General features: G+C 68.9%; 26 protein-coding genes, 1 tRNA gene and 1 pseudogene. 17 read left to right on the top strand and 11 right to left on the bottom strand.

Annotated elements, in window-relative coordinates:
• Positions 1-84: 84 nt before the first annotated feature.
• From ACQQ2N_RS19415 to ACQQ2N_RS19380, 8 genes and pseudogenes are all read left to right on the top strand, one after another.
• Positions 85-1764, top strand: a complete 1680-nt coding sequence (locus ACQQ2N_RS19415) for a CTP synthase (protein ID WP_440223224.1) — start codon at positions 85-87, stop codon at positions 1762-1764.
• Positions 1761-2588, top strand: coding sequence for a 3-deoxy-8-phosphooctulonate synthase (kdsA, locus tag ACQQ2N_RS19410; protein ID WP_440223223.1), 828 nt, complete (start codon positions 1761-1763; stop codon positions 2586-2588). Before ACQQ2N_RS19415 ends, kdsA begins: the two co-directional genes overlap by 4 nt.
• A gap of 232 nt (positions 2589-2820) precedes the next feature.
• Entirely contained in the window at positions 2821-4107 is a 1287-nt protein-coding gene (eno, locus tag ACQQ2N_RS19405) for a phosphopyruvate hydratase (RefSeq protein WP_440223222.1), read from the top strand.
• A 32-nt stretch (positions 4108-4139) separates the two neighbouring features.
• A complete protein-coding gene (ftsB, locus tag ACQQ2N_RS19400) occupies positions 4140-4451 on the top strand; it encodes a cell division protein FtsB (RefSeq protein WP_440223221.1) in 312 nt (103 codons plus the stop codon).
• A 37-nt stretch (positions 4452-4488) separates the two neighbouring features.
• Positions 4489-5178 carry a 2-C-methyl-D-erythritol 4-phosphate cytidylyltransferase gene (gene ispD, locus ACQQ2N_RS19395; protein ID WP_440223220.1) on the top strand — a complete coding sequence of 230 codons (690 nt, stop codon included), beginning with the start codon at positions 4489-4491 and terminating at the stop codon, positions 5176-5178.
• A 177-nt stretch (positions 5179-5355) separates the two neighbouring features.
• Positions 5356-5823: pseudogene (ispF, locus tag ACQQ2N_RS19390) on the top strand (2-C-methyl-D-erythritol 2,4-cyclodiphosphate synthase); the annotation flags it as partial.
• A gap of 83 nt (positions 5824-5906) precedes the next feature.
• Positions 5907-6935: a tRNA pseudouridine(13) synthase TruD gene (gene truD / locus ACQQ2N_RS19385; protein WP_440223219.1), complete on the top strand. Its 1029-nt coding sequence runs from the start codon at positions 5907-5909 to the stop codon at positions 6933-6935.
• Between the two features lie 125 nt (positions 6936-7060).
• Positions 7061-7279 (top strand): hypothetical protein, encoded by a 219-nt coding sequence (locus ACQQ2N_RS19380; RefSeq protein WP_440223218.1) that lies wholly within the window; start codon positions 7061-7063, stop codon positions 7277-7279.
• A gap of 9 nt (positions 7280-7288) precedes the next feature.
• Here ACQQ2N_RS19380 and ACQQ2N_RS19375 read toward each other — a convergent pair whose 3' ends face one another.
• Positions 7289-7864 carry a Smr/MutS family protein gene (locus tag ACQQ2N_RS19375; protein ID WP_440223217.1) on the bottom strand — a complete coding sequence of 192 codons (576 nt, stop codon included), beginning with the start codon at positions 7862-7864 and terminating at the stop codon, positions 7289-7291.
• Between the two features lie 347 nt (positions 7865-8211).
• On the opposite strand from ACQQ2N_RS19375, the gene surE reads away from it, so the two are divergent.
• The 5 genes from surE to ACQQ2N_RS19350 are packed head-to-tail and all read left to right on the top strand — an operon-like array spanning position 8212 to position 12206.
• Positions 8212-8985, top strand: a complete 774-nt coding sequence (gene surE / locus ACQQ2N_RS19370) for a 5'/3'-nucleotidase SurE (protein WP_440223216.1) — start codon at positions 8212-8214, stop codon at positions 8983-8985.
• Positions 8982-9659 carry a protein-L-isoaspartate(D-aspartate) O-methyltransferase gene (locus ACQQ2N_RS19365; protein WP_440223215.1) on the top strand — a complete coding sequence of 226 codons (678 nt, stop codon included), beginning with the start codon at positions 8982-8984 and terminating at the stop codon, positions 9657-9659. Before surE ends, ACQQ2N_RS19365 begins: the two co-directional genes overlap by 4 nt.
• A gap of 31 nt (positions 9660-9690) precedes the next feature.
• Positions 9691-10296: a YqaA family protein gene (locus ACQQ2N_RS19360; protein WP_440223214.1), complete on the top strand. Its 606-nt coding sequence runs from the start codon at positions 9691-9693 to the stop codon at positions 10294-10296.
• Between the two features lie 18 nt (positions 10297-10314).
• Positions 10315-11259 (top strand): peptidoglycan DD-metalloendopeptidase family protein, encoded by a 945-nt coding sequence (locus ACQQ2N_RS19355; RefSeq protein ID WP_440223213.1) that lies wholly within the window; start codon positions 10315-10317, stop codon positions 11257-11259.
• A 50-nt stretch (positions 11260-11309) separates the two neighbouring features.
• Positions 11310-12206: a sigma-70 family RNA polymerase sigma factor gene (locus ACQQ2N_RS19350; RefSeq protein WP_440223212.1), complete on the top strand. Its 897-nt coding sequence runs from the start codon at positions 11310-11312 to the stop codon at positions 12204-12206.
• A 118-nt stretch (positions 12207-12324) separates the two neighbouring features.
• On the opposite strand, the gene ACQQ2N_RS19345 is transcribed toward ACQQ2N_RS19350, so the two are convergent.
• From ACQQ2N_RS19345 to yhbY, 3 genes are all read right to left on the bottom strand, one after another.
• Positions 12325-12468, bottom strand: a complete 144-nt coding sequence (locus ACQQ2N_RS19345; protein ID WP_440223211.1) for a hypothetical protein — start codon at positions 12466-12468, stop codon at positions 12325-12327.
• A gap of 216 nt (positions 12469-12684) precedes the next feature.
• Positions 12685-13071, bottom strand: a complete 387-nt coding sequence (locus tag ACQQ2N_RS19340; protein WP_440223210.1) for an Mth938-like domain-containing protein — start codon at positions 13069-13071, stop codon at positions 12685-12687.
• 4 nt (positions 13072-13075) lie between these two features.
• Complete coding sequence (gene yhbY, locus ACQQ2N_RS19335; protein WP_440223209.1) at positions 13076-13372, bottom strand: ribosome assembly RNA-binding protein YhbY; 297 nt, start codon at positions 13370-13372, stop codon at positions 13076-13078.
• A gap of 78 nt (positions 13373-13450) precedes the next feature.
• On the opposite strand from yhbY, the gene rlmE reads away from it, so the two are divergent.
• From rlmE to ACQQ2N_RS19315, 4 genes are all read left to right on the top strand, one after another.
• Positions 13451-14101, top strand: a complete 651-nt coding sequence (rlmE, locus tag ACQQ2N_RS19330) for a 23S rRNA (uridine(2552)-2'-O)-methyltransferase RlmE (protein WP_440225804.1) — start codon at positions 13451-13453, stop codon at positions 14099-14101.
• Positions 14102-14134: 33 nt separating this feature from the next.
• Complete coding sequence (gene ftsH, locus ACQQ2N_RS19325; RefSeq protein WP_440223208.1) at positions 14135-16072, top strand: ATP-dependent zinc metalloprotease FtsH; 1938 nt, start codon at positions 14135-14137, stop codon at positions 16070-16072.
• Positions 16073-16138: 66 nt separating this feature from the next.
• A complete protein-coding gene (folP, locus tag ACQQ2N_RS19320; RefSeq protein ID WP_440223207.1) occupies positions 16139-17035 on the top strand; it encodes a dihydropteroate synthase in 897 nt (298 codons plus the stop codon).
• A gap of 85 nt (positions 17036-17120) precedes the next feature.
• Positions 17121-17197 (top strand) — tRNA-Pro (locus ACQQ2N_RS19315).
• Between the two features lie 19 nt (positions 17198-17216).
• Here the strand turns inward: ACQQ2N_RS19315 and arsH are convergent.
• The 7 genes from arsH to ACQQ2N_RS19280 form a co-directional block, all read right to left on the bottom strand.
• On the bottom strand, positions 17217-17936 hold the full coding sequence (gene arsH, locus ACQQ2N_RS19310; RefSeq protein ID WP_440223206.1) for an arsenical resistance protein ArsH: 720 nt from the start codon (positions 17934-17936) through the stop codon (positions 17217-17219).
• On the bottom strand, positions 17923-18462 hold the full coding sequence (gene arsN2 / locus ACQQ2N_RS19305) for an arsenic resistance N-acetyltransferase ArsN2 (RefSeq protein ID WP_440223205.1): 540 nt from the start codon (positions 18460-18462) through the stop codon (positions 17923-17925). The genes arsH and arsN2 overlap by 14 nt, the downstream gene beginning before the upstream one ends.
• 64 nt (positions 18463-18526) lie before the next feature.
• Entirely contained in the window at positions 18527-19057 is a 531-nt protein-coding gene (locus tag ACQQ2N_RS19300; RefSeq protein WP_440223204.1) for an arsenate reductase ArsC, read from the bottom strand.
• A 5-nt stretch (positions 19058-19062) separates the two neighbouring features.
• Entirely contained in the window at positions 19063-19395 is a 333-nt protein-coding gene (locus ACQQ2N_RS19295; RefSeq protein ID WP_440223203.1) for an ArsR/SmtB family transcription factor, read from the bottom strand.
• A gap of 125 nt (positions 19396-19520) precedes the next feature.
• Positions 19521-19850, bottom strand: a complete 330-nt coding sequence (locus tag ACQQ2N_RS19290; protein ID WP_440223202.1) for a hypothetical protein — start codon at positions 19848-19850, stop codon at positions 19521-19523.
• A 139-nt stretch (positions 19851-19989) separates the two neighbouring features.
• On the bottom strand, positions 19990-20544 hold the full coding sequence (locus ACQQ2N_RS19285) for an ECF-type sigma factor (RefSeq protein WP_440223201.1): 555 nt from the start codon (positions 20542-20544) through the stop codon (positions 19990-19992).
• A gap of 53 nt (positions 20545-20597) precedes the next feature.
• Entirely contained in the window at positions 20598-23474 is a 2877-nt protein-coding gene (locus ACQQ2N_RS19280) for a tetratricopeptide repeat protein (RefSeq protein WP_440223200.1), read from the bottom strand.
• Positions 23475-23481: the final 7 nt, after the last annotated feature.

The raw sequence follows: 23481 nt of genomic DNA, 5'->3' as shown, positions 1-23481 counted from the left end.
CGGGCTAGGGCGGTGCGCAGGCCCCACCAGTCGCGGCGCGCGCGACGAGTCGGTAGAATAGCGTTTTCCTGCGGAACCCCCGTGATGACCCCCCTGATTTTCGTGACCGGTGGCGTCGTGTCCTCGCTTGGCAAGGGCATCGCCGCCGCGTCGCTGGCCGCGATCCTCGAAGCGCGCGGGCTGCGCGTGACGATGATGAAGCTGGATCCGTACATCAACGTCGATCCGGGCACGATGAGCCCGTTCCAGCACGGCGAGGTGTACGTCACCGACGACGGCGCCGAGACCGACCTCGACCTCGGCCACTACGAGCGCTTCATGCGCACGCGCCTGACCGGCAAGAACTCGATCACGACGGGCAAGATCTACGAGAGCGTGATCGCCAAGGAGCGCCGCGGCGACTACCTCGGCGCGACCGTGCAGGTGATCCCGCACATCACCGACGAGATCAAGCACCGCATCTACGAGGCCACCAGCGGCTTCGACGTCGCGCTGGTCGAGATCGGGGGCACCGTCGGCGACATCGAGTCGCTGCCGTTCCTCGAGGCGATCCGCCAGATCCGCATCGAGCACGGCCCCGAGATGTCGATGTTCATGCACCTCACGCTGGTGCCGTACATCAAGGCTGCCGGCGAGATCAAGACCAAGCCGACGCAGCACTCCGTCAAGGAGCTGCGTTCGATCGGCATCCAGGCCGACGTGCTGCTGTGCCGCTGCGAGCAGCCGCTGCCGCAGTCGGACCGCCGCAAGATCGCGCTGTTCACGAACGTGCCCGAGAAGGCCGTCATCAGCGCGGTCGACGTCGACATCATCTACCAGCTGCCGCTGTGGCTGCACCAGCAGAAGCTCGACGACATCGTCCTCGAGCGCCTCAACTTCAAGGCCAAGCCGGCCGACCTCTCGGAGTGGCAGCGCACGGTCGATGCGATCGCCAACCCGAAGGACGAGGTCAACATCGCGATCGTCGGCAAGTACGTCGAGCACAAGGACGCCTACAAGTCGCTCGGCGAGGCGCTGCGCCACGGCGGCCTCAAGCAGCACACGCAGGTCAACCTGCGCTGGGTCGAGTCCGAGGAGATCGAGCGCCGCGGCGGCGAGGCCCTGAAAGACATCGACGGCGTGCTCGTGCCGGGCGGCTTCGGCAAGCGCGGCTTCGAGGGCAAGGTCGGCGCGGCGAATTTCGCGCGCACGAACCGCGTGCCGTACTTCGGCATCTGCTACGGCATGCACGCCGCGGTGGTCGAGTTCGCGCGCAACGTCGCCGGCCTCGAGAACGCCAACTCGAGCGAGAACGACCGCAACTGCAAGGATCCCGTCATCGCGCTGATCACCGAATGGACGACCAGCACGGGCGAGATCGAGAAGCGTGACGAGAGCTCCGACCTCGGCGGCACGATGCGCCTCGGCGCGCAGGAATGTCGCCTCAAGGCCGGCACGCTCGCGCGCGAGCTGTACGGCCAGGACGTCGTGCGCGAGCGCCATCGCCACCGCTACGAGTTCAACAACCGCTACCGCCAGAAGCTCGAGGACCTCGGCCTCGTCATCTCGGGCAAGTCGATGGACGACCTGCTCGTGGAGATGATCGAGCTCGCCGACCATCCGTGGTTCGTCGCCTGCCAGGCGCATCCCGAGTTCACCTCGACGCCGCGCGACGGCCATGCGCTGTTCGTCGGTTTCATCCGCGCCGCGCGCGAGTACAAGGCCGTGCGCAACGCGCCGTCGAACGACACCGTCGTGCCGGCCAAGATCGGAGCCACCGCGTGAAGCTTTGCGATTTCGAGGTCGGCCTCGACAAGCCGCTGTTCCTCATCGCCGGCCCGTGCGTGATCGAGAGCGAGCAGCTCGCTCTCGACACCGCCGGCCAGCTCAAGGAGATCACGTCGCGCCTCGGCGTGCCCTTCATCTACAAGTCGAGCTTCGACAAGGCCAACCGCACGTCGATCACGGGCCACCGCGGCCCCGGCATCGCCGAAGGCCTGCGCATCCTGTCGGAGGTCAAGCGCCAGATCGGCGTGCCCGTGCTCACCGACGTGCACGAGTACACGCCGATGGAGGAGGTCGCCGAGGTCGTCGACGTGCTGCAGACGCCGGCGTTCCTGTGCCGCCAGACCGACTTCATCCTCAAGGCGTGCAGCGTCGGCCGCCCGGTCAACATCAAGAAGGGCCAGTTCCTCTCGCCATGGGAGATGAAGCACGTCTCCGACAAGGCCAAGACCACGGGCAACCCGCAGATCATGGTGTGCGAGCGCGGTGCGAGCTTCGGCTACAACAACCTCGTCTCCGACATGCGCTCGCTCGCGGTCATGCGCGACACGGGTTGCCCTGTCGTATTCGACGCGACCCATTCGGTGCAGCTGCCGGGCGGTGCGGGCGGCAAGTCCGGCGGCCAGCGCGAGTTCGTGCCCGTGCTGTCGCGCGCCGCCGTCGCGGTCGGCATCGCCGGCATCTTCATGGAAACGCATCCGGATCCCGACAAGGCGCTCAGCGACGGGCCGAATGCGTGGCCGCTCGGGAAGATGGAGGCGCTGCTGCGCGTGCTGACGCAGCTGGACGCATTGTCCAAGCAGTCGCTTTCGGTCGAGGGCTGACCGTCCTCGGCGCGGGGGAAACATGCAATGTTGGTTCGGGTGCGTCTTGCCTTTGTTTCCGCCCTGCGCGATGCACGACCTCCCGCACCGATCTTCATCGGCGATCCGCGTCGGCCGATGGCGTGAACGCAAGCGGGATATGAAGGCGCGTTGCGCGTCAACAACGACCCCGTCGACCACCTCTCCGTGGATGGCTTCGAATCATCAACCCACTGCCGGACTGACCTGACCCATGACGATCACCTCGATCCACGCCCGCGAAATCCTCGACTCCCGAGGCAATCCCACGCTCGAAGCCGAGGTCACGCTCGCCGACGGTTCGTTCGGCCGCGCCGCGGTGCCGTCGGGTGCGTCGACCGGTTCGCGAGAGGCCGTCGAGCTGCGCGACGGCGACAAGGCGCGCTATCTCGGCAAGGGCGTGAAGAACGCCGTCGCCAACGTCAACACGACGATCGCGCAGGCGCTGAAGGGTTTCGACGCGGCCGACCAGCGTGGTCTCGACGCGAAGCTCATCGCGCTCGACGGCACGCCGAACAAGGGCAAGCTCGGTGCGAACGCGCTGCTCGGCGTGTCGCTCGCGAACGCGCATGCGGTGGCGGCTTCGCGCAAGCTGCCGCTGTGGAAGTATCTCGCCGGTGACCGTGCTGCGCGCCTGCCGGTGCCGATGATGAACATCATCAACGGCGGCGCGCATGCCGACAACAACGTCGACATGCAGGAGTTCATGATCCTGCCGATCGGCCTGCCGAACTTCGCCGAGGCGCTGCGCTCGGGCACCGAGGTGTTCCACGCGCTCAAGTCCGTGCTCAAGGGCCGCGGCCTCAACACCGCGGTCGGCGACGAGGGCGGCTTCGCGCCGAACCTGCGTTCGAACGAGGAAGCTGTCGAGACGATTCTCGAGGCGATCACGAAGGCCGGCTACGCGGTCGGCAAGGACATCTGGCTCGGCCTCGACGTGGCGAGTTCGGAGTTCCACAAGGACGGCGCCTACCATCTCGAAGGCGAGGGCAAGGTGCTCACGCCGGAGCAGTTCGCCGACTTCCTCGCCGGCTGGACCGCGAAGTATCCGATCGTCACGATCGAGGATGGCATGGCCGAAGGCGACTGGGACGGCTGGAAGCTGCTCACCGAGAAGGTCGGCAAGACCGTGCAGCTGGTCGGCGACGACCTGTTCGTCACCAACACCGCGATCCTTCAGGAAGGCATCGACAAGCACATCGCCAACGCGATCCTGATCAAGGTCAACCAGATCGGCACGCTGACCGAGACGCTAGACGCGATCGCGATGGCCGAGAAGGCGAAGTACGCGTCCGTGATCTCGCACCGTTCGGGCGAGACCGAGGACACGACGATCGCCGACCTGTCGGTGTCGACCGCGGCGACGCAGATCAAGACCGGCTCGCTGTGCCGCTCCGACCGCGTGGCCAAGTACAACCAGCTGCTGCGCATCGAGGAAGCACTCGGTGCGTCGGCCGTGTACGCGGGCCGTAAGGCCTTCCCGAACCTTCCAGGCTTCTGACACCGGCACCGCTTCGGAGTAGGCTGCGCGCCATGCTGCGCTACGTCGCCCTCATCCTGATCGTCCTGATCATCGCCCTGCAGGTGAAACTGTGGGCGGGTCAGGGCGGCGTGGCCGAGGTGCGCCTGCTCGAGCTGCGCGTCGCCGACCAGAAGGCCGAGAACGACAAGCTCAAGCTGCGCAACGACGCCTTGTCGGCCGAGGTCGAGGACCTCAAGCACGGCGACGAGGCGATCGAGGAGCGTGCGCGCTCCGAGCTCGGCCTCGTCAAGCCGGGCGAGACGTTCTACCAGGTCGTCGAACCCGGGGCGTCCGCTCCCGCGGCGCCGGCGCGCAAGCCGTGATGCACGTGGCAGGGCGCTTCACGTACGGCGCCTGCGGATGACGGCGTGGTGCATCGTCGTCGCGGCCGGGCGCGGCGCGCGCTTCGGCGGCGAGATTCCCAAGCAGTACGTCGAGATCGCGGGGCGTCCGTTGCTGCAGTGGACGCTCGAGACCCTCGCCGCGAGCACGCGGGTGGCCGGTCTCATGGTGGTGCTCGCGCGCGACGACGCGCGCTGGTGGTCGCCGGCCACGATCTTCGGCAAGCCCGTGCGCATCACCACGGGCGGCAGCGAGCGTGCCGACTCGGTGCTGTCCGGCCTCGATGCGCTCGATGGCCTCGTGCCGGAAACCGACTTCGTCCTCGTCCACGATGCCGCGCGGCCTTGCGTGCGTGCCGACGACATCGCGCGTCTCGTCGACGAGGGTTCCGCCGCGGGCGGCGCATTGCTCGCCGCGCCGCTGCGCGACACGCTCAAGCGTGCCGATGCCGACGGGCGCGTGCAGGCGACCGAGCCGCGTGAGGCACGCTGGCGTGCGTTGACCCCGCAACTGTTCCGCAGGGGAGAACTCGCCGCGGCGCTGCGCCGGGCGCGTGCCGACGGCGTCATCGTCACCGACGAGGCGATGGCGATGGAGCGCACGGGATTCGCGCCACTGCTCGTCGAGGGCCACGACGACAACCTCAAGGTCACCACGGCGCCCGACCGCGTGCTCGCGGAAATGCTGCTGGCGCGGCGCGGCGCCTGAGTCGGATTCGCGTGTGCGGTTCGGCATGCCGCCGGCCGGCTTCGACCGGCTGGTCCTGCTCGCGAGCTGCGTTGTGGTGGGCAAGCTCCGGATGCTCCGCTCCGTGAAATTTCACGCCAGCGGGGCCGCCAGCGAGTATCGTTCGCGTCCCGTTCCCGCGACCGCTCTCCCACGACCATGCGCATCGGCCAAGGCATCGACGTCCACGCATACGGACCCGGCACGCACGTCGTGCTCGGCGGCGTGACGATCCCGCACACGCACGGCCTCGTCGCGCACTCCGATGGCGACGTCGTCATCCACGCGCTGTGCGACGCGATCCTCGGCGCACTCGCGCTCGGCGACATCGGCCGTCATTTCCCGCCCAGCGACGAGCGCTGGCGTGACGTGTCGAGCCGGCATTTCCTGCTGCATTGCGCGGCGCTCATGATCGAGCACGGCTACGCGCTCGCGAACGCCGATGTCACGGTCGTCTGCGAGCGGCCGAAGATCGGCCCGCACGCCGAGGCGATGCGCCGCAATCTCGCCGCCGATCTCGGCTGCGCGTTCGGCGACGTCAGCGTCAAGGCGACGACGAGCGAGACGCTCGGTTTCACCGGGCGGGGCGAGGGCATCGCCGCGTTCGCGGTCGTGCTGCTTCAGCGTGCGCGCACGCCTTCGGCCGTCGAACCTGCGGACGATCCCGACCTGCGCTCGCTGGTCGCGCGCCTCGACCTCGACACCGCGCCATGAGCGCGCTGCCGTACGCCCATGGCGGTCCGCCTTTGCGCGGTACGCTGCGTGCGACCCCCGAGGATTTCGAGGTCGACGAGGATCTCGGATTCGAGCTCTCGGGCAGCGGCGAGCACGCGTTCGTGCGCATCGAGAAGCGTGAGGCCAACACCGAGTGGGTCGCCGACCGTTTCGCCGCGCTGCTCGGCCTCGATCCGACCGCGGTGGGTTTCAGCGGCCTCAAGGATCGGCATGCGGTGACGCGGCAGACGTTCTCGATCCATCTGCCGGGTCGGGTCGATCCGGACTGGTCGTCGCTGGACATCGAGGGCGTGCGTGTCCTCGAGGCGACCCGGCATACGCGCAAGCTCAAGCGCGGCGCGCACCGCGGCAACCGCTTCGTGATCCGCCTGCGCGACGTCGAGGGCGATGCCGACGATGCACGACGCGTGATCGACGCCATCGTTTCGCAGGGCGTGCCGAACTACTTCGGCGAGCAGCGTTTCGGTCGCGACGGCGACAACCTCGAGCGCGCGCGCGCGCTGTTCGCGGGGCGACGCATGGGGCGCAGCCAGCGCGGCTTCGCGCTCTCGGCGGCACGCTCGTGGCTGTTCAACGCCGTGCTCGCGCGTCGTGTCGCCGACGGCACCTGGAATGCGGCGCTCGAGGGCGAGGTGTGGATGCTCGCCGGCACGCACTCGATCTTCGGCCCGCAACCGCTGGACGACACGCTGCTCGCGCGACTCGCCGATCACGACATCGATCCGACCGGTCCGATGTGGGGGCGTGGCGAGCTGCGTACGGCGGCTGTCGTGCGCGAACTCGAAACCGCCGCGGCGAGCCTCGAGCCCTCCTTCGCGGAAGGTCTGGCCGGTGCCGACCTGCGCCAGGAGCGTCGCAGCCTGCGCCTGTTCCCGGTCGATTTCGACGTTCGGCACGAGGAACCCTCGACCTGGCAGCTAGCCTTCTGGCTGCCCTCCGGCGCATTCGCGACGACCCTCGTGCGCGAGCTCTGCGCGACGGACGGCGGCCAGGCGCTCGCCTGAACGGCCGAACCGCGGCCGCCGGTTCGATTCCGCCATGCCCCCGGGGCTTGCACCCGCGCCTATAGTCCTCTTGCGGTGCATCGTGCATGCCGCGCGGTCGTTCCGCACCACCAGCGGAGGTCGTCATGAAGCGCTTCGGGCTTTTTGTGGCAGCAGGACTGATGCTCGGGCTGTCCGCCTGCGCCAGCACGGGTGGCTCCGGCATCGCGCGTGCGGACAAGCAGGTCGTCGACCAGCAGAAGGTCGAGATCGTCAATACCTGGGCGATGCGGCGCGGCATCAACACCTACTGGGTGAACCTGCCGACCAAGCGTGTGCCCGTGCAGAACGGGATCTCGAACTGAGGTCGAGGCTCAATCGCCTCGCAGCAGGACCAGAACCGCACCGGTACCGCCCTGCGCCGGCAGGGCGGAGGCGTACGCCACCACGTCGCCGCGGTGGCGGAGGATCTGCTCGGTCAGGCGTTTGAGTACCGGGCCGCGCGACGACGAGCGCAGGCCCTTGCCGTGCACGATGCGCACGCACAGCTCGTCGTGGGCGATCGCTTCGTCGAGGAAGGCCTTGATCGCGTCGCGGGCGACCGCCGCGGTCATCTGGTGCAGGTCGATCTCGGCGCGGATCGAGTAGTGACCGCGCCTGAGCCGCTTGAGCACGCGCTCGGGAAAGCCCGGTCGGAGGTAGTGGATCTCGTCGCCGACCTCGATGTCGCCGGGATCGAACACGTTGTCGAGCAGTTCGTCGCGCACGCGCGCCTCGTCGAGTTCGAACTGGCGTGCTTCGGGCGCGGGAGGTTCGGCGCGCGGCGCCGTGTCGGCCCTTTCGGCGATCGGCCGCACGCGCCCGATCGCCGAGCGGAACAGCTCGGCGTCGTCGACGCTGACGACGGGATCGGCAGCCTTGCGCGGACGGGGACGGAAACGCTCGTTCATCGTGTCCGATGGTCGGGGTCGCGGCGCGGCGCCGCAAGAGGTCCCTGCATGCCGCAGCGTCGTCGGCGCTGAACATCGCGGCATCCGGTCCTGTGCGCCACCGTGGACGTCTGCACGACGTACCGAGGTGTGCGAGCGGCGGCATGCCGCAACGCGCCAGACGTGGGCAAATCGCGCGCGCGCAACCTTCCGCAGGGTGGAAAGCCCACCGGTTTCGCCGCGACGGCGTTCAGAGGGCAGGCCGAATCCGCTATGATTCCGCATCATCCGACAGGCAACGTCGCGCAGCGCCGCGACAGTACGGGCGCGGCGCCGTCAGGGTTCGCGCGCCCGCAGGAAGGCAGGCAATGCGTGTTCTGGTCAGCAACGACGACGGCGTGGAAGCGCCCGGCATCCACGTGCTCGCGCAGCATCTGCGCGCGGTCGGCGACGTCGTCGTCGTCGCGCCGGACCGCGACCGCTCCGGCGCGAGCAACTCGCTGACGCTGGACCAGCCGATCCGCGTGACGCAGCTCGAGGACGGCCGCTATCGCGTCGCCGGCACGCCGACCGACTGCGTGCACCTCGCACTGTCGGGCCTGCTCGACCACGAGCCCGACATCGTCGTGTCCGGCATCAACAGTGCGGCCAACCTCGGCGATGACGTCATCTATTCGGGCACCGTGTCGGCCGCGATGGAAGGCCGCTTCCTGGGCCTGCCCGCGATTGCGGTGTCATTGGTCACGAAGGACCACGTCGGCGAGCACTACGAGTCGGCCGCGCTCGCGGTCATGCTGCTCATGCGCAAGCTGCTTGTCGATCCGCTGCCGGCCGACACCATCCTCAACGTCAATGTCCCGGACCTGCCGTGGTCGCAGATCCGCGGCCTGTCGGTGTCGCGCCTCGGGCGTCGGCATCGCTCGGCGCCGTGCGTGAAGCAGACCGATCCGCGCGGTCGTCCGGTCTGGTGGATCGGCCCGGCCGGCGAAGCCGAGGATGACGGTCCCGGCACCGATTTCCACGCGGTGCGCGAAGGCTTCGTTTCGATCACGCCGATCCACGTCGACCTCACGCGTTACCAGGCGCTGGACAAGGTCAGCGGCTGGGTCGGCTCGCTGAACCTGCGGAGCGACGCCGCATGACGGGATTCGCGCGTCACGTCCCCGAGGCGCGCGGTCTCGGCATGACCTCGCAACGTGCGCGCGACCGTCTCGTCGAGCGCCTGGCCGAGGACGGCATCGCCGACCGCCGCGTGCTCGACGTGATCCGCTCGCTGCCGCGCCACCTGTTCGTCGACGAGGCGCTGGCCACGCGCGCGTACGAGGACACCGCGCTGCCGATCGGGCAGGGCCAGACGATCTCGCAGCCGCACGTCGTCGCGCGCATGACCGAGGCACTCATCGAGCACGGCCTTCCGAAGCGCGTGCTCGAGATCGGCACCGGATCGGGCTACCAGTGCGCGGTGCTCGCCGCACTCGTCGAGAAGGTCTACACAGTCGAACGCATCGAGGAGCTGCTGCGCAACGCGCGGCGGCTGTTCCGCAAGCTCGGCATCGCCAACGTGCGCTCGCGCCATGACGACGGCCGCCTCGGCTGGCCCGACGACGCACCGTTCGACGCGATCATCGTCACCGCCGCGGGCGCCGAAGTCGAACAGGCGCTGCTGGCCCAGCTCGCCCCGCACGGCACGCTCGTCGCGCCGGTCGGCCCGGCCGGTCGCCAGACGCTGTTGCGCATCCGCGCCGGCGAGGACGGCTGGGTGCGCGAGTCGCTCGGCCTCGTGAGTTTCGTGCCGCTGCTCGGCGGTGTCGGTTGAGTACGCACCGCAAGGGCTTGGAGGGCCGTCGATGAAGTTGTTCCAGCCGCTCTACGAGCGTGCCTTGCGCTGGGCCGCGCATCCTAAGGCGGAGCCGCTGCTCGCAGGCCTGAGCTTCATCGAGGCGATCATCTTCCCGGTCATGCCCGAGGTCATGCTCGGCCCGATGGTGCTGGCCAAGCCGCAGCGCTGGCTGCGTTACGCGACCATCAGCATGGTCGCTTCGGTGATCGGCGCGCTGGTCGGCTATGCGCTCGGCCATTTCGCGTTCGAACTCGTGCGCCCGCTGCTCGAATCGCTGGGCTGGCTCGAGCGGATCGACAGGCAGGTGCTCGAGCTGCGCGAGATCGCCTCGCAGAGCCCGTGGTCGGCGTTCTGGCTGCTCGTGCTCGCGGGCTTCCTGCCGATTCCGCTCAAGATCTTCACGTGGGCTTCGGGCATCGTCGGCGTTCCGCTGCTGCCGTTCGTGGCGAGCATGATCGTCGGCCGCGGCAAGCGCGTGTACCTGCTCGCGGGCGTGATCCGCCTGGCCGGTCCGCGTGCGGAGGCGGCCTTGCACCGCTGGATCGAGTGGATCGGCTGGGCCGTCGTGGTGGCGATCGTTCTGCTGATCGTCTACTTCAAGTTCATGCGCTAAGTGTAGGCTTTGGAAACGATGACACCGATCCGCACCTGCACCGCCGCGAGCCTCGCCCTGCTCGTGGCCGCGTGCGCGACGACGCCTCCCGCGCCGGTCGAGGATCGCAGTCGTCCCGGCTCGCGGCCACGTCCTTCCGCCCCGGCAACATCCGCGCCGCGTGCGCCTTCGACGGCGCCCGGTGGGGTGCATCGCGTGCAGCGTGGCGACACGCTGTACGGCATCGCGTTCCGCAACGGCATGGATGTGCGCGAGCTCGCGCGCATCAACCGCATCGGTCCGCCGTACACGATCTACGTGGGGCAGGAGATCCGCCTCGGCGAGGCACCGCCGCCGCGCCCGGTTGCCGCCGCGCCCGCGCGCCCGGTCACGCCGCCGTCTTCTGCTCCTGCAACGCGTCCTGCGCAAGCCGTGCCGCCGCCGGTCGCTTCGGCACCGTCATCCACGACGGCGCCGCGTCCGGGGACGAGCGTGACCCAGCCGCCGCCAGCGTCCGTGCCACCTCCCGTGGCGTCGGCGAATCCACCCGTCGTCGCGGCTCCGCCGTCGGCGGTCGCTCCTCCGCCACCCGCTGCGGCCGCCTCGGCGTCGGGTATCCGCTGGCAATGGCCGGCCGAAGGCACGCGCCTGTCCGGCTTCGTCGCGGGCGACCCCACGCGCCAAGGCATCGACATCTCGGGACGTGCGGGTGATCCCGTGCGCGCCGCTGCGGACGGCGAGGTCGTCTACAGCGGCAACGGCCTGATCGGCTACGGCGAGCTCATCATCATCAAGCACAACGCCTCGCTGCTGTCGGCGTACGGCCACAACCGCCGTCGTCTCGTCCAGGAAGGCGACAAGGTCAAGCTCGGCCAGCAGATCGCCGAGATGGGTTCGACGAGCGCGAGCCGCGACATGCTGCACTTCGAGATCCGCAAGGACGGCAAGCCGGTCGATCCGGCTGCGTTCCTGCCGCGGCGCTGACGATGCGCCTGCCGGTTTCCTTGCCCCGCGCGGCGCACTAAGCTCGTCCGATGCAGGCGAACGACGCCCATCCGACGCCCGACGAGCCCGAAGTCGAGGACGTCCTCGAGCTGCTCGACGCGATCGAGCCGGTCGACGAGGAAGTGCGCACCTCGACCGGTGCCTACCTCAACGAGATCGGCCTGATCCCGCTGCTGACAGCCGAGGAGGAGTGGGCGCTCGCCGAGCGCGTGCAGGCCGGCGATGCGCTCGCGCGGCACCGCCTCATCGAGGCCAACCTGCGCCTCGTCGTGACAGTCGCGCGCGGTTACGTCGGTCGTGGCGTGCCGCTCATGGACCTCATCGAGGAAGGCAACATCGGCCTCATCCGCGCGGTCGAGAAGTTCGATCCGGGTCGGCGCCTGCGCTTTTCGACCTACGCGATGTGGTGGATACGCCAGGGCGTGCAGCACGCGATGTCGCACCAGAGCCGCACCGTGCGCCTGCCCGTGCACGTGCTGCGCGAACTCGCCCAGGTGCTTCGCGCGAACCGCGAAATCACCGCGAAACGCGGTCGTGCCCCGACCCTCGACGAGCTCGCGCACGCGGTGTCGATGACGCCGGCGCAGGTCGCCGAGCTGTTCCGCGTCAGCGAACACATCAGCTCGCTCGATGCGCCGATGTCCGAAGGCGACGACCGCGCGCTGATCGAGCAGATCGTCGAGGACGACGACGCGACGCCCTCGCGCGGCGACGGGGAGCGCAAGGGACAGCTCGACGAATGGCTCGCCGCGCTCAACCCGCGCCAGCGCCTCGTCGTCGAGCGACGCTTCGGTCTCAGCGGCGTGCCGGTGCAGTCGCTGGCCGAGATCGCACGCGAGCTCGGCATCACGCGCGAGCGCGTGCGCCAGATCCAGGAAGACGCGCTGCGACGCCTGCGCAAGCTGTCGGGGCAGGACAAGGCCTGAGCGAGCGCGCCGCGCGCTGATCTCACGCGTTGTCTCGTCGCGGCAGTCACGGAGCCTGTGCAGCGGGTTCCGCCAAAGCCGTCGTCGATCACGCTCATGCTCGCTAAGGCGTTTCCGTTCATGGCGGAATCGCCTGCAGCGGTCCTCGCAGCAACGTGGCATCGTCACCGACGACATCGACCTTGCAGACAAGAATCTTGTCGCCCCGGCGCAGGCCGGGGCCCAGTGACTTTCGATGCAAGGCGAGCGTGAAAGCCATCATCGGGATGCGCCTCTGCGCATGCGTCACGGGCGGAGGACAGGCGCTGGGCCCCGGCCTGCGCCGGGGCGACGTGTCACATGGATCGGCGCCGCCGTGGGGGCGTACGCGGCACACCCTTCGCCACCTGGCGTGCGCTCGCTGAGGCACAGGCAAGACGGACATTGCGCGACACCCGGAATCAGGTGGAGCGGTTCTCCCGCCTAGGTAAAAAATCCCTCAACCCGTCGCCGAACCACCCAGCATGAACGCCGCGGCCACACGCCGGCCTTCGCCTGCGAGCAGGTTGTAGGTGCGGCTCGCCGCGGCATTGTCCATGACCTCGACGCCGATGCCCTTGCGCAGCAGCGGTTTCAGGAACTCGCGTGGCGGGAAGACCTGTCGATCGCCGGAGCCGATCAGCACGACTTCGGCGTCGAGTTCGAGCAGGATGGCCACGGCAGCCTCGTCGAGCGCCGCCGCCTGCGTCACGGGCCAGCTTTCGACGATGCGGTCGGGCATCACGACGAAGCTCTCGCGCAGCTCGCGGTCGATCACCGTGATCGCACCCGGATGGCAGGCGCGGATGAAGAAATAGCCTTCCGGCCGGTCGTGGCTCAGCTGCATCGGATCACTTCGGCAGCGGCAGCCGCTGTTCCTTCTCGTTGCGGCGCCACAGCGTCGCGGTGTGGCCGATCGTCTGCACGACTTCGGAACCGGTGGCGGCGTTGATCGCCTCGAGCTGAGAAGCACGCTCCTCGCGGTCGCCACCGGACAGCTTGATCTTGACCAGCTCGTGGTGGTCGAGCGCGACGCCGAGTTCGGTCAGCAGGTTCGGCGTGACGCCTTTCTGGCCGAGCAGGACGATCGGATCGAGGTTGTGCGCAAGGCCGCGCAGGTAACGTTTCTGGAACGGCGAGAGGGGCATGAACGAAATCCGAATCCGGGGGCAGGGCGGCCGGTCGGGCCGCGGAATCGCGCTATTATGGGCCCATTCCCCTGAATGATGAACGCGCGCTGCGCGGTCGAGACCCACGTGGCGCGAAGCAAATCCAGTTCCCGCTGGCTCCAGGAGCATTTCAGCGACCCTTTCGTGAAGCGTGCGCAGGCCGAAGGCTGGCGCTCGCGCGCGGTGTTCAAGCTCGATGAACTGATCGAGCGCGACGCGCTGCTCAAGCCCGGCATGGTCGTCGTCGACCTCGGCGCGGCCCCGGGCGGATGGTCGCAGATGGTGCGCGAGCGCCTTGGCGACCGCGGGCGCATCGTCGCCCTCGACATCCTGCCCATGCAGGGCATTTCGGGCGTGGACTTCATCGAGGGCGATTTCCGCGAGGACACCGTCGTGAAGCAGCTCGAGGCGCTGCTCGGCGACGACCGCGTCGATCTTGTGCTTTCCGACATGGCCCCCAACATGAGCGGGGTCGGCGCGGTGGATCAGGACCGCTCGATGTACCTGGCCGATCTCGCCGCTGATTTCGCGCGGGAGCGGCTGCGGCACGGTGGTGCGTTCCTCACCAAGCTGTTCCAGGGACAGGGTTTCGACGAATACGTACGGCGCTTGCGTGGCGACTATGCACGCGTCAGCATCCGGAAGCCGAAGGCATCCCGGGCGCGCAGCAACGAGGTCTATGCGCTGGCGACGGGAAAGAAAGGCTGACGGTGAAGTCTTGCGAGAGGATTCCAGATCAACATGAATGACATGGCCAAGACCTTGCTGCTCTGGGTGGTGATCGCCGTCGTGCTGCTGACGGTGTTCCAGAGCTTCAATCCGCGCGTCGCCACGACGACGGACGTGCCGTATTCGGAGTTCCTGCAGGCACTGCGCGACAATCGCGTCGACGAGGTGCTGGTCAAGAACGACAACCGCACGATCGAGGCGAAGCTGCGCGACGGCGCCAGCGTGCGCACGACCGCGCTGCTCACCGAGAAGTCGATCGCCGACATCGAGCAGGGCGCGCAGAAGGTCAAGGTCGAGCCGAGCGACCCGGGCATGCCGATCGCGCTGCGCATCCTGTTCGACTGGCTGCCGATCATCATCTTCATCGCGATCCTGTTCTATTTCATGCGACAGATGCAGTCGGGCGGTGGCGGGCGCGGCGCGATGTCGTTCGGCCGCTCGCGCGCCAAGCTGCAGGGTGAGGACCAGGTCAAGATCACGTTCGCCGACGTCGCCGGCTGCGACGAGGCCAAGGAGGAAGTCACCGAACTCGTCGACTTCCTGCGCGACCCGTCCAAGTTCACCAAGCTCGGCGGCAAGATCCCGCGCGGCGTGCTCATGGTCGGTTCGCCCGGCACGGGCAAGACGCTGCTCGCCAAGGCGATCGCCGGCGAGGCCAAGGTGCCGTTCTTCTCGATCTCGGGCTCCGATTTCGTCGAGATGTTCGTCGGCGTCGGTGCCGCGCGAGTGCGCGACATGTTCGAGCAGGCCAAGAAGCACGCGCCGTGCATCATCTTCATCGACGAGATCGACGCGGTCGGCCGTCACCGCGGCGCCGGCCTCGGCGGCGGTCACGACGAGCGCGAGCAGACGCTCAACCAGCTGCTCGTCGAGATGGACGGCTTCGAGGGCAGCGAGGGCGTCATCGTGATCGCCGCGACGAACCGTCCGGACGTGCTCGATCCCGCGCTGCTGCGTCCAGGCCGCTTCGACCGCCAGGTCGTCGTGCCGCTGCCGGACATCAAGGGCCGCGAGCACATCCTCAAGGTGCACATGCGCAAGGTGCCGGTCGCATCGGACGTCGAGCCGATCGTCATCGCGCGCGGCACGCCGGGCTTCTCGGGTGCGGACCTCGCCAACCTCGTCAACGAGGCGGCGCTGTTCGCCGCGCGCGAGAACGCGCGCGAAGTCACCATGCTCCACTTCGAGAAGGCCAAGGACAAGATCATGATGGGCGCCGAGCGGCGCTCGATGATCATGAGCGAGGACGAGAAGAAGCTGACCGCCTACCACGAGGCCGGCCACGCGATCGTCGGCCTGTCCGTGCCGCTGCACGACCCGGTCCACAAGGTCACGATCATCCCGCGTGGCCGCGCGCTCGGCGTGACGATGTACCTGCCCGAGCAGGATCGCCACAGCTACAGCAAGACCGAACTCGCGAGCCGCCTGGCCAGCCTGTACGGCGGCCGCGTTGCCGAGGAGCTCGTGTTCGGCGAGGACAGCGTCACGACCGGTGCGTCCAACGACATCGAGCGTGCAACCCAGATGGCGCGCAACATGGCGACCAAGTGGGGCCTGTCCGACGAGCTCGGCCCGGTCGCCTACGGCGAGCAGGAGGACGAGGTGTTCCTAGGCCGCTCGGTCACGCAGCACAAGAACGTGTCCGAGGACACCGCGCGCAAGATCGACGAGGTCGTGCGGTCGACGCTGGACCGCGAGTACGCGCGCGCCAAGTCCATCCTCAACGAGAAGATGGACATCCTGCACGCGATGGCCGGTGCGCTGCTGACCTACGAGACGATCGACCGCGAGCAGGTCGAGGACATCATGCAGGGCCGCACGCCCAAGCCGCCGAAGGACTGGACCGGCACGCCGAAGAAGACCGGCGGCAGCAGCGACGGCGGTACCCGTGGCGAGAGTCCGATCGGCGGACCCGCCGCGCAGACGCGCAACGACACGCCGGCCGACTGACCCGGCCCGCGTTCGAAAACCCAAAGGCCGCCTCCGGGCGGCCTTTTTCGTCGCCAGGAGGCTGCGATGTTCCATCCCGAAATCGACTGCAAGGGCCGTGTGCTCGTGCTCGACCGGCCGCGCGTCTGCGGCATCGTCAACATGACCGACGACTCGTTCTCCGACGGTGGCCGCTACGTCGAGCCCTCGCGCGCGATCGAGCACGCGCGCCGCCTGCTCGACGAAGGTGCCGACCTGCTCGACCTCGGCGCCGAGTCGACGCGTCCCGGCGCGGCCCCGGTCGACGCCGACGTGCAGATCGCGCGTCTCGTGCCCGTGATCGAGGCGCTCGCCGGCAGCACCGACGTGCCGATCTCGGTCGACACCTCCGATGCGCGCGTCATGCGTGCCGCCGTCGCGGCCGGCGCCGGCCTCATCAACGACGTCAACGCGCTGCGCGGCGATGGCGCGCTCGAAGCCGCCGCCGACACCGGCGCGGCGGTCTGCGTCATGCACATGCTCGGCGAACCGCGCACGATGCAGGATGCGCCGTCCTACGACGACGTCGTCGGCGACGTGCACCGATTCCTGACAGACCGATTGTTCGCCTGCCAGCTCGCCGGCATCGACCGCAAACTTATCCTCGTCGATCCCGGCTTCGGCTTCGGCAAGACGCTGGCCCACAACCTCGCACTGCTCGCCGACCTGCGTCGCTTCGCCGAGATCGCGCCCGTGTTCGTCGGCTTCTCGCGCAAGTCGATGATCGGCACGTTGACCGGCCGCGAATCGGCGGCCGACCGCCTCGCCGGATCGCTCGCCGCGGCCGTGATCGCCGTGCAGCGCGGCGCCGCGATCGTGCGCGTGCACGACGTCGCCGCGACGCGCGACGCCGTCGCGGTCGTCCATGGCCTCGCCGAGGCGATCCGCGCGAATCCGCGCCGCAGCACCACGCCGAGCGTTGCCTCGCTCTGGGACGACGACTGAGCGCGTTTGACGACCATCCGGGCGGCCACTACCATCGGCCGCCTTCGCAGGCCCACGCCACGGGCCGCACCGGTCGTCCGGATATCGGGGTATAGCGCAGTCTGGTAGCGCGCCTGCTTTGGGAGCAGGATGTCGGGGGTTCGAATCCCTCTACCCCGACCACCTCGATCGAATCACGCTTTCACAGCTGATCGGTCCTCGGGGCCGAACTGAACCGTGCGCGGCGCTCCGAGTAGCGGTCCGTGAGCTGCGCCGTGTGAGGTCGCAGCAGTACGGTAAACCGCACGAGTTCCTCCATCACGTCCACGATGCGGTCGTAGAACTCCGAAGGTTTCATGCGGCCCGCTTCGTCGAACTGCTGCCATGCCTTCGCGACGCTCGACTGGTTCGGGATCGTCACCATGCGCATCCAGCGACCGAGCAGCCGCAGCGTGTTCACCGCGTTGAACGACTGTGATCCGCCCGACACCTGCATCACGGCGAGCGTGCGCCCCTGCGTGGGCCGCAGGCTACCCACGTTGAGCGGCAGGTGGTCGATCTGCGCCTTCATGAGGCCGGTGATCGCACCGTGGCGCTCGGGGCTGCACCAGACCTGACCTTCCGACCATAGTGCCAGTTCGCGCAGCTCGCGCACGGCAGGATGGTCGTCACCTTCAACCTGATCCGGGAACGGCAGGTCGATCGGGTTGAAGATGCGGGTCTCGGCGCCGAACAGGTTCAGGAGTCGCGCCGCTTCCTCGACGGCCAGACGCGAGAACGATCGCGCCCGCAACGATCCATACAGCAGCAGGATGCGCGGTGGTGGCGACGGGAGCCCGAGCCCTTCCGCGGGGCGTGCAAGGACGGCGGCACGATCCAGTGCCGGCAGCGCCTCCATGTCGGCGACATCAAGCAGCGTCATCGACGCCTCCGATCGACTTCACGAGGTACGCCGCGGACGACGGGCACAGGCTCCGGAACTCACGCGATGCCGCGATCGCCGGGGGAGCCGATGCGCGATCCGCGATCGTGAAGCCGCAGCGTTCGAAGAACGGCCGCGCGCTCGTCGTGAGCAGATGCAGTCGGCGGACGCCCTGCGACCGCGCCATGCGTTCGAGTGTGGCGACGAGCGCCGTGCCTGCACCGGCATGCCGGCGGGACGGCAGCACCACGACGGATCGGAGCAGGCGGTCGGGGCCGTCGCCTTCGATGCCGGCGAAGCCGAGGGTGGAGGTGTCGTCGAACCGGAAGAACCGGCGCGCCTCATCGCGTACGTCGCTCGTCGGAAGGCCGGCGGCGTCGAGCGCGGCGACCAGCTCATGAAGCGCCTCATGTGCAATCGGCGTGGCGTGCAGCGTGCTCATGGCGTCGTCCCCTAGGTGTCCGTTCGGATTCCGCGAACCTGCGATGTTCCGGCTACGGTGGATGGCAGGAACGCGATGCGGCATGCGCGTTGGTGCGCCACTTAGGTCTAGCCAGCCCCGCGAGTTCAGTCGGCATGGGCACTGGTGGTCACGTCGGCGTCGCACCGGTTCCTGCGCTGGCGCCGCTCGTGCGGCCTATGGTCTGCAGCGAGGAGCGCAGCGACGCCGTGTCGAGACGATCGAGCGGCAACGCGGTGAACGCGGTGATGCGATTGCGGAGATGGCGCAGTGCGGTGACGAACGCGTGCCTGCGCTCGAAGTCGGAACCCGTGACGTCGCTCGGGTCCGTGATGCCCGAGTGGGCATTCATCGGATGGCCGGGCCAGACGGGGCAGCTCTCGCCGGCTGCGGCGTCGCAGACGGTGAAGATGAAGTCCATGACGGGCGCGTCCGGTCCTTCGAACTCGTTCCAGCTCTTCGATCGCAGGCCGTCGACCGGATAGCCGAACGCCGTCAACGTGTCGATCGCGAGCGGATGGATCGATCCCCTGGGCGTGCTGCCTGCAGAGAACGCGTTGAAACGGCCCGTGCCTTCCTTGCGCAGGATGCTCTCCGCAAGGATGGACCGCGCCGAGTTGCCGGTACACAGGAACAGGACATTGAAGGTTCGTTCGGTCATGGGCTTCAGCAGCAGGGGGTGAGTTCGGCGATCAGGGGGGCGCACAGTTCGGCACGGCCGCTGCAGCAGTCCTTGAGCAGGAACAGCGTGAGTTCGCGAAAGGCGTCGAGGTCGGCCCGGTACACGACCGAGCGACCTTCACGCTGCGACGTCACGAGTCCTGCGTTGCCGAGGATCGACAGGTGCGATGACCCGGTGTTCTGCGGGACGTCCAAAAGGCGGGCGATTTCACCAGCAGGGAGGCCGTCAGGTTCCGCGCGGACGAGCAGGCGAAACGCTTCGAGACGTGTGGACTGGGCCAGGGCGCCGAGGGCGGTGACAGCAACTAATGAATCCATATATCTAGATTATTGGATATATTGGGGGCAAGCAAGTCGGCTCGTTGAACCGGTGTGTCGGCATCGGATGCGCGCGCAAGTGGTTCAGGGCATGAACGACACGCGAAGCCCGCCTCGTCGCGCTCTCAGGGTGGTGAATCACCGCGTTCCTGCGTCCGCCGAAGGAGACGGAACACGCCTCCGAGCACCACGAGCGTCAGATCGGATGCAGCGATCGTCCAGAACACCCATGCGGGCAGGATCCGGGCGTCGACCGGCAAGCTACTGTGCAGGACGGCAGCCACCCAGATGATGATCGATGGCAACAACGGGAGCGTCGACACGTTCTGCGTGACGCCGGCCGAGCGGTGTCGCCACCAGAGGATCACGCATCCGATGTTCATCGCGGCGATCAGGGCCGCGAACCCCGCGAGCAGTACGGAACCGATGGACATCGCGATGTGGAGTGCGTTCACGCGTCGATGACGCCTTTTGTGACGTGACGCATCGTGGACACCGGCCAGCGTCCGACGGCACCCTGCACTGGCACGACGTCATGCCGTCTCGTGCAGGAGTGACCAGCGTGAAGGCCTTTCGTGCGGCGCCGCGACGGCCTCACCCCTGCATCCCCATCTCCGCCGCGAGCAGCAGGCGCGCGGCCTGCCAGTCGCGTTTGACGGTGCGTTCGTTGACGCCTTCGAGTTCGGCGATCGCGGGGAACGTGAGGCCGCCGAAGAAGTGCAGGTTGACGACGCGCGCCGCGCGTTCGTCGACGGCCTCGAGCACGCCGAGGGCGCGGTCGAGTGCGAGCACCTCGAAGGCTTCGGACGACGGATCCGGGGCACGCTCGTCGAGGGTCACGAGCAGGGCGTCGCCGCCGCGCTTGCCGGCCTGGCGGCGGCGTGCGTGGTCGACGAGCACCTGCCGCATCGCGCGTGCGGCCAGCGCCATGAAGTGCTGGCGGTCCTGCAGGTCCGTGGCCTGGCCGAGGCCGATCTTGAGGTAGGTCTCGTGGACCAGTGCCGTCGTGGACAGCGTGTCGCTGGCGTGCTGCCGCAGCTGCCGATGCGCGCAGCGGCGCAGCTCGTCGTACAGCGCGGTGAACAGGCGCTCCGCCGCGTCACCGTCGCCACGCCGGGCGGCGGCCAGCAGGTCGGTGGCGTCATCCATCGGAATACCCGTGCAGGCAAGTCGCGGGAGCATGGCCGCAGCGCCCGGCAGCGTCAATCACGGGCGATGTCGAGCGCGAGTTCGGGATCGGGTGCATCGATCGTCGCGAGCAGGGCGCGTGCTTCCTCGCGCAGGCGCTGCGCGTCGGTCTTGCGTCCGTCCGCCTTCGCGACGCGTGCGGCGAGTGCGAGCGTCGGGATGCGCAGGGCCGGTTCGGCGTCCTTGCGTTCGTCGAGCACACGCCGGGCGATCGGCACGGCTTCGGCGACGCGGCCGAGGTCGACCAGGGCATCGGCCTCGACGGTCATCATCATGAACAGGCGCGGGTCGCCGGTGACACCGGCGTTCTCGAGCATCGTGCGCGCCGCGAGCACTTCGGCGAGGGCCTCCGCGGCCTCGCCGGCGCGCTCGAGGGCGAGTGCGAGCACGAGATGCACGGCGGCGGTCTCGCGGCCCGGACGCAGCGCGGCATCGAAGATCGCCACGGCGTTGCGCGCGTGGGCGATCGCCGCGGTGAAGTCGCCACGGCGCAGCGCGACCTGCGAGAGGCCGTTCTCGGTGTTCGCCATCGCGGGATGGCGTTCGCCGAGCAGCGTGCGCTGCATCGCGGCGGAGCCTTCGAGCAGGGCGTGAGCCTCGTCGAGCTTGCCCTGGCGCAGCAGCGCGACGGCGAGGTTGGCGCTGGTGACCGACGACGGCACCGTGGTGTCCTGGCCGATCGCGCGCTGGGTCGACGAGGCTTCACGGAAATGGCGTTCGGCATCGACGAACCGGTTGCGCGACGCGGCGAGGATGCCGAGAGAGTTGTGCGTGTTGGCAACGTCCCCGTGCGCATCGCCGAACACGCTGCGCTGGATCGCGAGGGCTTCCTCGAACGAGCGCTCGGCGTCGTCGAGGCGGCCGAGCTGGCGTTCGGCGCTGCCGAGCACCTGCAGGGATTCGGCGACGAGGGCGTGCGTGTTGCCCAAGCGGGCACGACGGGCGTCGAGCGAGGCGCGTGCCTCGCGCTCGCCGTCGGCCGGTCGCGACTGGCTGGTCAGCATCATCGCGTAGTCGTTGCGGATCTGTGCGACGCGCGTGTCGTTCGCGCCGAGCGCGCGCGTGGCGGTCGCGATCGCATCGTCGAAGGTACTGGCCGCGTCGTCGAAGCGGCCCGTGCGCGTGAGGATCAGTGCCTCGATCTGACGATCCTTCGCGCGGGCTGCCGCGTCTGCACTGGACGTGTCGAGGGCGGAGGCCGCACGCGCGTCGGCGAGCGCTTCATCGAATCGGCTGAGCTTCTCGTTGACCTGTGCGCGTTCGATGAGTGCACGCGCCTGCAGGCGTTCGTCGGGCGGATCGGACAGCACGGCCTCGAGCAGTTCCGTCGCCACATCCAGACGTTGGCGTTCGCGCTCGGTGCCGGCGAGCTCGATGCGCGTGCGCGCGACGACGCGTGTGTCGAATCGGTCGTGGCCGGTCGCGACGTCGAGCGCGCGGCCGAGCGTCGTCGCGGCCTGGTCGTACAGGCCGAGCTGACGGTACAGCGTGCCGAGCGTGAGCAGCATCTCCGCGCGCAGGCGCGGCTGGTCCGCGAGGTCGGTGTCGATGCGCTCGATACCTCGGTCGATGAGTTCGCGCGCGGTCACCCGCGTACCGGCCGCGGCGTCCGGTGCCGCCGCGTCGAACACGCCGATGAGGACGTCCTGCGCGGCGCGCGCGAGGCGAGCCTCCTCGGCAGCGCGCTGGGCCTGCCAGAGCGCGAGTGCGAATCCGACGAGCAGCGCGCACAGCGCGAACACGCCGAGCGCGACGGCGACGCGATGGCGTTGCACGAAACGGCCGATGCGATAGCGCGCGCTGTCGGGGCGCGCGAGGATCGGTAGACCGTCGCGCCAGCGCTTCACGTCGTCGGCGAACGCGGCGACCGTCGCGTAACGGCGAGCGGGATCGGCATCGGTGGCGCGCGCGACGATGATGCCGGCATCGCCGGAGAGACGCCTCGACGTGATCGGAGGTCCCGTGACGCCGGCCCGTTCGCGTGCGCGGGCCAGCGCGAGCGATGGACGCACCGCGACCTCGGAGGCGAAGGCCGTGAAGCGTTCGCCCGACAGCATCTCGAACAGCAGCGCACCGAGCTGGTACACGTCGGTGGCCGTGGTGACATCGCGTCCGTTCAGCTGTTCGGGCGCCGCGTAGGCGCGCGACACGAAGCGCGATGCCGTCGCAGTCTGGGTTTCGAGCGTGTCCGCTTCGAGCAGGCGTGCGATGCCGAAATCGAGCAGGCGCGGCTGGCCTTCGGCGTCGACGAGCACGTTGGCCGGCTTGATGTCGCGATGCACGACGAGCTGGCGGTGCGCGTGCGCCACGGTCGCGGCAATCGCGAGCCACGAGGCCACGCGCGCGTCGAGGCCCACGTCGGCGCGCGCGATCCATGCCGACAGCGGTTCGCCTTCGACGAACTCCATGACGAGGAACGGGCGTCCGTCGGTCGCGATGCCGCCGTCGAGCAGGCGGGCGATGCTCGGATGGTCCAGGCGCGCGAGAATGTGGCGCTCGCGGCGAAACCGCGCGACGAGGGCATCGGAATCCATGCCGCGCTTGATGAGCTTGAGCGCGCCCTGCTGGACGTAGCCGTCGCCGCTGCGTTCCACGAGATAGACACGCCCCATGCCGCCGGCGCCGACGGCGCGCACGATGCGCCAGCCGCCGACCTCGGACTCGTCGGGCACACCGTCGTCGTGGTCGGGATCGACGAGCTTCACCGCGACGCTGGCGGCGCCACGGTCGAGCATGTCGCTGGTTGCACCGTCGAGCAGGCTGCGGACGTCGGCGGCGAGCGCATCGTCGCCCGCGCAGGCCGCGGCGAGCGCGGCCTCACGCTCGGCCGGCGGATGGTCGAGGACCCCGCGCACGATGGCGAAGACGCGACGCTTGTGCGCAATGTCCAAGGCGGGC

Origin of the sequence: Dokdonella aquatica (assembly GCF_051987395.1) — a bacterium.
Lineage (GTDB): Bacteria > Pseudomonadota > Gammaproteobacteria > Xanthomonadales > Rhodanobacteraceae > Dokdonella.
The sequence above is the reverse complement of the archived record's forward strand: the minus strand, read 5'-3'. Positions and strand labels throughout refer to the sequence as shown.